9 protein-coding genes are annotated in these 11,613 nt (G+C 45.0%); 1 reads left to right on the forward strand and 8 read right to left on the reverse strand.

The genetic code is table 11. The features are described from left to right. Positions 1 to 11: 11 nt before the first annotated feature. The 8 genes from VE23_RS15010 to VE23_RS15045 all read right to left on the reverse strand — a co-directional run bounded on the left by VE23_RS15010 (position 12) and on the right by VE23_RS15045 (position 8,851). Positions 12 to 1,421 (reverse strand): methyltransferase domain-containing protein, encoded by a 1,410-nt coding sequence (locus tag VE23_RS15010; protein ID WP_049868415.1) that lies wholly within the window; start codon positions 1,419 to 1,421, stop codon positions 12 to 14. A 12-nt stretch (positions 1,422 to 1,433) separates the two neighbouring features. Beyond that, positions 1,434 to 2,552, reverse strand: coding sequence for a glycosyltransferase family 4 protein (locus VE23_RS15015; protein ID WP_049868416.1), 1,119 nt, complete (start codon positions 2,550 to 2,552; stop codon positions 1,434 to 1,436). A gap of 13 nt (positions 2,553 to 2,565) precedes the next feature. Continuing rightward, positions 2,566 to 3,774 (reverse strand): ABC transporter ATP-binding protein, encoded by a 1,209-nt coding sequence (locus tag VE23_RS15020; protein WP_442950538.1) that lies wholly within the window; start codon positions 3,772 to 3,774, stop codon positions 2,566 to 2,568. A 95-nt stretch (positions 3,775 to 3,869) separates the two neighbouring features. Then, positions 3,870 to 4,646 carry an ABC transporter permease gene (locus tag VE23_RS15025; RefSeq protein WP_049868418.1) on the reverse strand — a complete coding sequence of 259 codons (777 nt, stop codon included), beginning with the start codon at positions 4,644 to 4,646 and terminating at the stop codon, positions 3,870 to 3,872. 1 nt (position 4,647) lies between these two features. Next, positions 4,648 to 5,604, reverse strand: coding sequence for a GDP-mannose 4,6-dehydratase (locus VE23_RS15030; RefSeq protein WP_049868419.1), 957 nt, complete (start codon positions 5,602 to 5,604; stop codon positions 4,648 to 4,650). Then, the gene (gene gmd / locus VE23_RS15035; protein ID WP_049868420.1) at positions 5,601 to 6,575 is read right to left on the reverse strand and encodes a GDP-mannose 4,6-dehydratase; all 975 of its coding nucleotides are present in this window, start codon (positions 6,573 to 6,575) and stop codon (positions 5,601 to 5,603) included. Before gmd ends, VE23_RS15030 begins: the two co-directional genes overlap by 4 nt. Positions 6,576 to 6,590: 15 nt before the next feature. After that, positions 6,591 to 7,667: a mannose-1-phosphate guanylyltransferase gene (locus tag VE23_RS15040; RefSeq protein WP_049868421.1), complete on the reverse strand. Its 1,077-nt coding sequence runs from the start codon at positions 7,665 to 7,667 to the stop codon at positions 6,591 to 6,593. Then, positions 7,664 to 8,851 carry a glycosyltransferase gene (locus tag VE23_RS15045; protein WP_232316962.1) on the reverse strand — a complete coding sequence of 396 codons (1,188 nt, stop codon included), beginning with the start codon at positions 8,849 to 8,851 and terminating at the stop codon, positions 7,664 to 7,666. Before VE23_RS15045 ends, VE23_RS15040 begins: the two co-directional genes overlap by 4 nt. A gap of 223 nt (positions 8,852 to 9,074) precedes the next feature. On the opposite strand from VE23_RS15045, the gene VE23_RS15050 reads away from it, so the two are divergent. Beyond that, a complete protein-coding gene (locus VE23_RS15050) occupies positions 9,075 to 11,570 on the forward strand; it encodes an O-antigen ligase family protein (protein WP_049868423.1) in 2,496 nt (831 codons plus the stop codon). The last annotated feature ends 43 nt before the right edge of the window (positions 11,571 to 11,613 follow it).

Genomic DNA, 11,613 nt, shown 5'->3' on the forward strand with positions numbered 1-11,613 from the left:
ACGATCCACTCCTATTCAATCCCGGGTTTGTATCCTATGATGGAAAAATCCTGTTCCATGCTAGCTTTATATAAAATCTCATCTATGTCGCGATGCTTGATGTAGTCCGGCTCATTGCGCTTGTGCAGGCGCAGAATCTCGGTATCAACAAACCCTTTTTGCTTGGCTATGAACTCAATCACATCCGGAACGAGCGGCTTCTGATGAGTCGGATCAAAGTGAAAACTGTATGCTCCCACCAGGATATTTTCCGGGTTCGGAGTCTCAAAAACAATCATTCCCCCTGGCTTAAGCACCCTCGTACATTCTTCAAAGAGCGTAATGAGAATATTGAGAGGAATATGCTCAATGATATGGAATCCGGTTATTGCGCCGATGCTTGAATCCTTTTGTTTCTTCAAATAAGAAATGGCATCCATTTCTGTGGTTTTTAGACCCAGCCTCTGAGATTCCCTTACCATAGCCGGATTGAGATCCGCTCCTTCTGCTACAAAGCCTTGTTCGGTTAAAAGCTCGAGCCATTCGCCTCTTCCGCAACCGAGATCAATAACCCTGCTGCTAGGCAATTTTTCGTAAACACCTTTTAGATAAGGCAAATATATTTCCTGTCGCGATTTGATGTCTGCTCTGGAGCCCCTGAATTGATTCTCGAACTCTACGTAAAGAGCCGAGAACTTGGAACCATCATGATCTAAGTGGTGAGTCCAAAGGGGATCTAATTTGGAGGCGATATCCTCCTGTTGTCTGTTGGTATGAACATCCAGTTGTTGAAGCTTAAGAATAGAATCTTCCAGCTGGGATTGAATCTGGTGTTGCGATGAGGAGGTGAACGCTAAAAACTCCTCCAGCTTTTCTGCAAGATGATCCACGTGATAATCTCGGGATGAGAATCTCGCGTCGGTAAAAGCCTCAGACTCCTGTATTCGGTGCATGTACCGAGGAAGATTGACTAGCGCAGAAATCAATCTTATCCCATAACCGATCAAGGGTAGTCTTGATAGCCTTCCTTTCCAAAGGCTATTCTTGATCCCTTGAATTCGGACACCATATCTTCTCGCTTCATCGGAGTTTTGCAGCCTCGCTAGAATCTCCATTCTGGTAATGATGCCTCTGCGAAGAGGTTCGAGAAAACTTTTTAATCCGGATTCATCTGGGCTTCTCCGCAGCAGAGCATAATAGGCTGCCCGTACGAACTGCTCATCATGGAAACACATCAGTTCGTACAGTTCGTAGCTATCTTTTTGCGGTAATTTGACCTGCTCCGTAATCCTAGGCAGGGACAGTAGGGTATAACTAACCTCCCCTACGGATGAACTGCGGGAGGAGTCCGTTCCATGGCTATGGCTTTGAAGATTCATGACCCGGTTGATTCGATTTAATAACTCCTCGGGACGAATATTCGGAAGGTTGGATTTATTCAAGTCTGTCAGCTCCTATATTCTCTTATAGGTTTCAATCGTCTCTTTCGCTGCTCTCTCCCAGCTGAAGATAGATGCCTGTATTAAGCCCTCTTGAATCATTCTTTCCCTGGCTTCCTTGCTTGAGAGGACATCAGTAATGCTTTTGGCGATTCCATCAATATCATCAGGTTCTACCTGTATGCCAGCGGATCCTACGACCTCCGGAAGAGAAGAGCAGGTAGACGATATGACTGGCACACCGGACTGCAAAGCTTCAAGCAGGGGCAACCCAAATCCTTCATAATAGGAAATATAAGCGAATAGAGTGGCCAAATTATAGAGCTTGGGAAGATCTTCGTCTCTCACATAACCAGGAAAAACAACATCGTCCTGGATACCGAGCTTCTCTACGGCGTCCAAGACCTCTTCATGCCCCAAACCCATTCCTCCGACCAAAACCAACTTTTCTGCTATCGAATCCTTTCGCTTAGCTTGAGCGAAGGCCCTTACTAAATTCAGAACATTCTTACGTTTCTCAATAGTCCCTACAAAAAGAATGAAGCGTTCAGGCAGGTTGTACCTTTCTCGTACATCCTGCACTTCCGCCTTTTTCCTTGGACAATATCTGGATGATGCGGCCAAGTGAACGCAAACCAATTTGTCTTCTTTTACGCCGAAATATTCTTGCAAATCATTGCCCGTACTAAAGGAATCCACAATGATTAGATCGCTTTCTTTGGCAGCGTACCTAGACCATTCCGTATGATGGTCGACAATGATTTTCGGAACAAATTGCGGATATTTCACAAAGGACAAATCATGAATCGTGACGATCTTCTTTGCCCTTTTCGTAGGAATAAGAACATAATTTGTCCCATGAAACACATCAAACCTTCCCATGAAGCGCTCAATGTGGAAGGTATTATACAAAAACTTATTATGGAATTTTGTCCGATAAAGATCATAGGGAAATGGCGCTTTACGCAGTGTATGCGTCTCCGTTTTCATTTCCTTGGAGAACCCAAATCCATTGCAGACGAGCTCGAGTTCTACATCAGGATCCGTCGAGACATGCCGATATAAATTCTCGACGTAATATCCAATGCCCGTTTTCCTGCCAAGCAAAGGCATTCCGTCCATTAACACTTTCATTAACAGGTCACCTCTAGTTTTGAGACCACTGATGCGGAATTTTAACGATTCCGGTATCATGCAGCGGTGAAGAAATGTGGATTGAAGCCGCTCCTGTGAAATAATCATAAGCAGTCCCATCAACTTGGTGGAATGCAAAATCCAATAGATAAGTACCTGCTACAAGAGGCAGCTGGCTAATCCGGCAATGAATGACACCTTTTTTCTTCAACATCAAGGAGTAATCATCAATGTCAGTATTTGAGCCGTAACAGGTGATTCCGTCCATGGTCGTGATCATAAACCCAAAAACCACATCCGACACATCTTCATTCATTTGGTAATGAATTTCAAGTCGCAGTCCATCACCGCTTTGAAACGTGTAGGTTTCTTTATCCGAAAGGTCATAGGCTTTGACCGCACTTATGCGGATTTTTCCGTTTCCCCAACGTTTTTCCGTGTTCACTTTTTCTGCCTCTACGATAATCGGAGCCTCCACGCCACCTTCGTCCTGGATTGCTTCAGCTTGAGCTCGAGCTTCCTCTTGGATCAGACGTTCCGCGTTATGCCTCTTTCCATCCTCTTGCTCCATGTAATCGAGATATTCACGAATGATTTCTTTCGTCTTCCCAATTTTATAGACCTCTCCAAATTTCAACCATATAATTTCATCACACATACTTTCCAGTGTGTTATTATCGTGAGATACGATTACAATGGTTTTGTTCCGTTTTTTCAATTCCTTCAATCGATTGATGCATTTCCGTTGAAACGCTGTATCTCCAACCGATAAAATTTCGTCTATCAATAAAATATCCGGATCTACGGTTATCGCAACGGAGAAAGCCAACCTCATATACATGCCGGAAGAATAGCTTCGAAGAGGATTATCAATGAAATCCTCCAATTCCGAAAAAGCGATGATATCATCAACCATCCCGTCTATTTCGCGTTTTGTAAAACCAAGAATGGATGCATTCATGTAAATATTTTCCCTGCCGGAGAAATCAGGATGAAAACCCGCTCCCAGCTCCAACAAGCTGGATACCTTACCTTGTGTCGTAATCTGGCCTTCGGTCGGATACATGATTTTAGTCATCATCTTGAGCAAGGTGCTTTTGCCAGAGCCATTCCGGCCGATAATACCCACTGTCTTTCCTTGTTCTATTTCACAGTTGACATTCTTCAATGCCCAGTATTCGTCGGCAGGAGTACGATTACCAAAAATAATTTTCTCCTTCAACGTCACTCTCTTTCCCGTGTTTAACATAAACACTTTGGAGAGACGATCAACTTTTATGGAAATCACATTTTCACACCCTATGTGATAGATTTCGTTTAAATTTCTTCAGCAAATCTTCTTTGCAAGATATGATAAATAGACCATCCGCCCGCTAGCACGATAATGGAGACCACTCCGTACATGAAGAGCTTGTCCAGTTGGGGCAAGACACCGAAGAAAAAAATATCCCTGTAGGATTCAATAATGAAGGACAGAGGATTTATTTTATAGAGATATTGGAATTTAGCCGGTACGTAAGCAACGCTGAAAATAATAGGAGTCAGGTAGAAGGCGAACTGCAGCAAGAATGAAATGATATGTTCCAAATCTCTAAAATAAACATTCAACGCAGAAATAATGAAACATATTCCTAGCGTAATAAATGCATGTATGATAAGAAGGACCGGGAATATGGCGACAGCTGCCGTCATATGCACTCCGAACAAAAGACAGGCCGGTATCATGATACATAAACCGAACAAGTAATTGATGATTCCGCCGATTACAACAGAGATGGGTAATATTTCCCTAGGGAAGTAGATCTTCTTGACCAAACTGTTATTTCGCAGCACAACTCCCGCGCTGTTTTGGACGGAGGTAGAAAAGAAGATCCAGGGAAGAATAGCGACGAACAAGAACATGGGATAGTTCTCGATATTCATTCTCATAATAGAGGAAAAGACGACGGAATAGATTACAAGCATCAGCAGAGGATTAATAAATGTCCAAAGAAAACCGAGTACGGACCCTTTGTAACGAGTCCGTAAATCGGTAAGAACCATGCTTTTCAGCATTTGCCGATATTGATATACCTCTTGCAGCCGATGGTACATATTATCCGCTCACCTTATCTTTCAAATTTATTGCACGGAAATAATTCAAGATATCCATGAGGGTTTTCGACATTTGTATTTGAGGTTCCCACCCTGTATCCTGCATGATCTTTTGATTTGACCCCACATAAACGGGAAAATCAACAGGTCTCATTAAAGCCGCATCAGGCTTGACCTCAATTTTGATTGAAGATTGACGAATATAAAACTGAAGGATGTCATTAATGCTGAATGGAACCCCGGAACAAACATTATAGACTTGACCCACACGCCCTTTTTCCATGAGAGCCAGATAAGCCTCGACAATGTCACGGACATCCAAGAAATCGCGTTGTGTTGTTATATTGCCTACAGTCAGTACGGGCTCATGCAGCCCTTGTTCTATGTCTGTGATGCGCTTTGCGAAATCGGAAGCGACAAAACCCATTTTCTGGCCAGGGCCGATATGATTAAACGGCCTCACATGAATGATCTTCATTCCATATGTTTTATAATAGTGCATGGCGAACATCGATATGGCAGCCTTTGATATGCCGTATGGACTGATTGGCTTGAGAAGAGTTTCTTCAATAATCGGAAACTCTTCGTTATTGACCAAGCCGTATTCTTCGGAGGATCCGACCGACAATATTTTGACCTTATCTTTTATCGAGCTTTTCAATACGCCTTCCAGCAAATGAATCGTATTCAATACATTGGATTCAAACGTATAAGCCTTGTTGTCCCAGGAATCCCTGACGGAACTTTGACCGGATAGATGATAAATATAATCCGGTTGAATCCTATCCAATAGCCGAGCGACTTCACTTTCATCTTTAAAAGCAAGTGTCTGATATCCATCTATTTCACCATCAGAGTTACGGGTTGTACCGTAAACCTCGAATCCTCGCTCCAGGAGGATTTCAACGAGATATTTTCCAACAAAACCCCCTGCTCCTGTCACAAGGGCTTTTTTCATGGTTTCACCAGTCTGCTTACCCGATTAAGATCGCTTTCGACCATCATGGTTACCAATTTCTCGAACCCAACCTCAAGCTTCCAACCCAGGTTTTCCTTTGCTTTCGTGCAGTCGCCCAATAAAAGATCCACTTCCGCAGGCCGAACAAATTTCTCGTCGATGACTACATAATCACGCCAGTTAAGATCCAGGTGGCCAAAGGCGATTTCAACCAATTCCTGAACGGTATGCATCTCCCCTGTCGAAATGACATAATCGTCCGGCACTTCTTGCTGCAACATCAGCCACATAGCCTTAACATAATCTCCAGCAAAACCCCAATCCCGCTTGGCATCAAGATTGCCCATACGAAGCTCATTTTGAAGTCCCAGCTTGATTCTGGCCGCGGCATCCGTTACTTTGCGAGTGACAAACTCAACGCCTCGCCGAGGAGATTCATGGTTGAACAAAATACCCGAGCATGCATACATATTATAAGATTCCCTGTAATTGACCGTAATCCAGTGTCCGTAGACCTTGGCTACACCATAAGGGCTTCGTGGATAGAACGGAGTTGTCTCCTTCTGCGGGGTTTCCATGACCTTGCCAAACATTTCACTGCTTGATGCCTGATAGAACCTCGCTTCCGGCTTCGTCAAGCGGACAGCCTCAAGCATATTCGTCACGCCAATGCCTGTCGACTGACCGGTCATGACCGGTTGAGTCCATGATGTACCTACAAAAGATTGGGCTGCAAGATTATAGACTTCATCCGGATTGGAAATCCGCATTGCATTAATCAGCGAACCTTGATCAAGTAAATCACCATCGATAAATTCAATCTCGTTTTTGATATGTTCAATGTTCTCCATGATTGGAGTGCTTGTACGACGGCGAAGGGCAAAAACCTCATAGCCTTTTTCCAACAATAATTCAGCAAGGTATGACCCGTCTTGCCCCGTAACTCCAGTAACAAATGCACGCTTTGTCATCAGCACTAATCTCCTTTAAAGGTACTCTACTCGTTTTTGTTCTCTCAAAGCCTTCAGCAGGGATTTAATCTCCTGAGCCTTATCTTTAGTACAAATCAAAGTTACATCTTCCGTATCCACCACAATCAAGTCCTCAATGCCAAGCGTTGCAATCAGCTTGCCGTCGCTTTCGATGATACAGTTTTTCGTTGCTATATTTAAGATGTTTCCTTTAATTACATTGCCGTCATTGTCCTTGTCATTAATACGATCCAATGCCGTCCATGATCCGACATCATCCCAACCCAGAGAAACCGGAATCACGTAAATATTCTCCGCCTTCTCCATGATTCCGTAATCGACCGATTGGTCGGGCATTTTAACGAACTCGCTGCGAATGGCCTGATTTCGCTTCTCTGAATCCGTTACCGCCATGATCGTCTGAAGAATATCATCAACTTCAGGCATCAACGCTTTGATGTAGCTTTGAAGAGTGGAGTTTTTCCAGACGAACATTCCGCTGTTCCATAAGTAATTGCCTGATTCCACATAATTTTGCGCCGTGGCATAATCCGGTTTTTCGACAAACTGATTCACCTTATGTACCTCAAAGCTGTTTACGATTTGAGTGTTGCTTGTGCACTCGATATACCCGTAGCCTGTTTCCGGGTAAGAAGGTTTGATTCCCAGGGTAACAAGGTTGCTGTTCTCCTGAGCCACCTCGACGGCGGTTTGCAGAATTCGAATAAAACCATCCGCATCTTCGATAATGTGGTCGGAAGGCATTACGATCATGGTGCTGTCCGGGAACCGCTCTTCAATAAGAACGGAGGCAAGCCCTACGCATGGCGCCGTGTTGCGGCCCACAGGTTCGATGATGATATTCATTTTAGGCAGGTGCGGAATCTGTACATGGATAAGTTCTGCATACAACTCATTGGTTACGACGAAAATTTGATCAATCGGGAGCCATTTCTCCAAACGTTCGATAGATTGCTGAATCATGGACTTATTCCCGGATATATTCAGAAACTGCTTCGGCAAATTCGTCCGGCTTTTGGGCCAGAAGCGCTCTCCCTTGCCGCCGGCCATTATTACGCATGTAATCGTCATTTCAAGCCTCCGGAATTCCATAGGTTGATGTAGTCGAGCCGTCGTTTGATTTTCTTGCTTACGGCATGAGGAGAAAACTCCTCCCGTATCGTTATCTGTCCATTTGACGCAATTAGTTCGCGAAACGTTGCGTCATGGAAGATCTTGCCCATATAAGATGTCGCCGTGCCGAGATTGGGCTCCGCCCATAGCTGCTCTCTTTTGTACGGCCCATGATCCTGCCCGACGGGGATAAGCTCATAGTCCACGATGCAGGAGTTATAGGCGTTCATGAAATCAATGTTCGAGGACCAGCCCGTGCCGATGACCGGCTTGCCCAAGTACATGGCTTCCGCCAGTCCCAATCCGAAGCCCTCGCTTCTATGCAAGGATACGAAACTGTCGACGGCTTGAAGGAGAGCGTTCGTGTCGCTTCTTGACAGAGTCTGCTTGATGAAATGGATATTTCGGTATCCAGCGGCAATCTCGTTCAGGACAGCGGTATCCTTGTCCCCATCGTGAAGACCGTTGACTTTGACAACCAGCCCGACCGAATCATCATTCCGATCAAAAGCCGCCTGGAAAGCCTTGATCGCGCCCATTGGATTCTTTCGTTCCTGATAGCTCTTAAGGTCATACATGCACAAAAATAAAAAAGGGTCTTGCGGAAGCCCGAAATACTCTCGTGATCGGGGCTCCTCTATCTTCACTTCAATCGAATGCGGAATCTTGACGACAGGTACACGGCTTTTGGCTGCGATTGAATCGGCCACAAAGGTCGAAGGCACCCAGATTTCATCGACTAGATTCATATTTTCAAGCCATTCGTCGGGGAATTCAGGAAGCTCCCAATGCCAGAATCCAATATTGTACCGCCCATTGAAAATACGATCCCCATAGTGAGCGTAAGCTTCCATCATTTGTTCGGCATTAAGATGAAAGACGTTGAACATATAAGAAGGCTTGCCGATTTCTTTGTGCTCCCAGGAAAGATCGCCCATTCTCGCTTTATTGGTCCCGGTATAATTGAGAATTCCAAATGGAATGTTCCCTGCATCCAAAGACTTGGCAGCAATACGACAAGATTCCCCAATGCCCATCTCGGCTCTTGCATATCCAATCAGATTGACGCCGAAATTCCCAGCAAAATGCTTTTTACTCGAGGATTCGTTGTTTTTAAGAGGATAGGCTTTTTTCAGCAGCATTTTCTTGAACTTTTGCCGCTGTTCGGGAGAGAGAAGAGGTCTGACTACTGTCTTTAATCCGAGGGCTATTTTGTATATCCCTTTAAATAACAGTTTTTTTATAAAAAACACCGCCAAATATGTAAGTTGAATCCATTACTTCGCAGCCAAAGAAATCTTTGATCTTTATCTATCATCTAGATAGAATAAAAGTAGTTTTCAAGCCACTAAAAAGGAGTTTACCATGAATCGACAACCTTCACCACCCAAGTACGTCAAAAAGGAAGAATTTGACGTATCGCTTTTGAAGTGGGCAGCAATTCTAATGGCAGGAATATTCTTCTTTTTTTATTCCTTCCGAACAGGGCTATTTAACGGTTACGGGTTTTCATTTGAGAAAAAGCTTGTAGGAGCTGCTTTATTCTCGTTGATTTTCATTCTCGTCATGTCCCTTCAACTCTTCAAAACCTGGAAGGATAAGAGCTGGAAGTCCGTCCTTTCCATCGGCATTTGGCTTCTTCCGCTTTCTTTTGCCCTTTCCTCCATAAATGCCGTGTCTGATAACTACGCCAATATCATGACAATGATCAGCTGTTTGCTGGCCGGTTTTTTTGTGTTCGGCCTCTACTTTAACGATAGCAAGTATACCAGGGTTGCTCTGGAATTTATTCTTATGGGTTCCTCATACGTCTTGGTCTGGTTTGGCATCCTCAATCTATTCGGCCAGCATTGGTACCCGGATGCCCTTTGGTTCCAGATGGAGAACTACAGGATGACATCGGTCTTCCAATACCCCAACACTTACGCCGCTCTCCTAATCGCCGTCATGCTAGCCTCCGCTTTTTACGCCACTCATGCAAAAAACGCATGGTGGAAAGGCATCCATGCTTTCATGCTCGTCCCTGTATTCATCTCTTTCATGTTGACCTACTCGCGCGCTGCTCTAGTTATCATTCCTGTTGCCGTGTTGGCCACTCTTCCTTTCATGAGACTATCCAAGCAAATCGCCTATATCCTTCATCTTGTCGTGACCGTAATCGTATCCTTTTCTATTCTAAGTCTCATTGAAACGAAATCTGCAGCCATTCTTAAACAGGTTCTTCGTTTCAACGAATCAGGCAGCCAAGTTCCTCCGGAAAAGCTTGCTTCTATGGGCAGCGCAGAGGTTCTTACCTTATGGGGTGTATTGATAGGAAGTTCTATCGTCGCATCCGCTCTCTGCTTGACAGTGTCTAGATGGATCGAGCCATGGCTGGAAAGCAAGCTCCACAACTTCTCCGAACGCAAGCTCTCTTATATCATTGCTCCTGCAGCCATGATTATTCTTGCCGCAGGCGGTGCCGCTATCGTACTCTCGAGCAGCATGGTCCGCGGACTGCTGCCGCCGAACCTTGCCGATCGTCTTGAAAATATCAGCTTCAAGCAGCACAGCGTCTTGGAGCGCGGCACCTTCTACGAGAACGGATTCAAGATTGCAGCCGATTATCCGCTTCTTGGCGGCGGCGGAGGGGCATGGAATGCTCTCTACCAGAAGTATCAAAGCAATCCATACACTAGCAATCAGGCCCATAGCTACTTTATCCAAACCCTGGTGGAAACAGGGTACGTCGGCTTGGTTCTCCACTTCGGATTCTTCGCATTGGCGTTCATCTTATTTATCCGCACGTGGATACGCCATCCCGAAAAACGAGGCAACCAGCTCGTCTACTATATCTTTGCCGTATCGCTTCTGCTGCACAGTCTGTTTGACTTCGATATGAGCTACATCACCATAGCAGCCTTGTTCTTCTTTAGCTTAGGGAGCATGCTGGGAGGATACGAGAAAGAACTCGCCCTTCCCGCTTTCCATTTCAAAAAGCCGTCCTTAAACCGTATCTATCCCATAGCTCTAATGGTTCTCACCGTTTCAATTGGTGTCATTACCTACCGCAGCTATGCATCTTATCTTCAATTTGACAAAGCACTAGCAATGGGCCAAGAGCAGCGATCCATCGAGGAGATTTTTCCTCCATTGGACCGCGCCATCGAGCTTTCTCCGTCCAACACCCAGTATCTTCTGGTCAAAGCGGACTGGCTGACGCAGGTGTACAATCAGACGAAAAATGCCGAATATTTAATGCAAGCTGAAAAATCTCTCCAGCAAGCGCAACTTCATGAGCCCTACTCGCGTCAAATAATACAAGCCCGCTACCAGAACTCTGCTATAAAAGGCGAAAGTGACCAGAGCCTGGCTGTTATCGAGGAAGGTCTGACTAAATTCCCATGGGATATCAGCCTCTATGAGATGGGCATCAAGCAGTATGCTGAGACCGGCTTGGCAGAAAAGAAAGCCGGCAACGGCGACTATGCCGCCAAGTGGAAGCGTACCGAAGATCTCTACCAGGACATTCTAGCAGGGATGGACAAGCTTAAGGATCTCCCGAAGGAACAGCTTCAAGGGAAGCGTTTTGATGTGGCTCCCATCAGCAGGCAGGGTTTAGGTATCGTTCTCTATCATACTCAGAGATATCAGGAAGCTGTAGATCTTTTGAAACCGATCACCAGCGACTCCCTTGTGCCAGATCCAGCCAACTCGACTTCCGAAGAAGCCGAGAGAGCATCCATTGCCCGCCAGGCAGTTCGTTTCTATCTGGCTTCTCTCCATCATTTGGGCCAAAATGACGAGCCATTGAAAGAAAAATTGATACAAGCTGATTCAAACGAAGAGAATCTGCTTAATCAATTAGTGGCAGAAGAGTGAATGTTATTTTCATAACCCATATCAAAATCCCAATAATTACTTA

It is taken from the genome of Paenibacillus sp. D9, from assembly GCF_001188365.1.
GTDB lineage: Bacteria > Bacillota > Bacilli > Paenibacillales > Paenibacillaceae > Paenibacillus_O > Paenibacillus_O humicus.

Coding starts and splice junctions, on each gene's coding strand:
- VE23_RS15015 (WP_049868416.1), bottom strand. CDS start 2,552: ATGAAAGTGTTAATGGACGGAATGCCTTTGCTTGGCAGGAAAACGGGC.
- VE23_RS15025 (WP_049868418.1), bottom strand. CDS start 4,646: ATGTACCATCGGCTGCAAGAGGTATATCAATATCGGCAAATGCTGAAA.
- VE23_RS15030 (WP_049868419.1), bottom strand. CDS start 5,604: ATGAAAAAAGCCCTTGTGACAGGAGCAGGGGGTTTTGTTGGAAAATAT.
- gmd (WP_049868420.1), bottom strand. CDS start 6,575: ATGACAAAGCGTGCATTTGTTACTGGAGTTACGGGGCAAGACGGGTCA.
- VE23_RS15040 (WP_049868421.1), bottom strand. CDS start 7,667: ATGACGATTACATGCGTAATAATGGCCGGCGGCAAGGGAGAGCGCTTC.
- VE23_RS15045 (WP_232316962.1), bottom strand. CDS start 8,851: ATGCTGCTGAAAAAAGCCTATCCTCTTAAAAACAACGAATCCTCGAGT.
- VE23_RS15050 (WP_049868423.1), top strand. CDS start 9,075: ATGAATCGACAACCTTCACCACCCAAGTACGTCAAAAAGGAAGAATTT.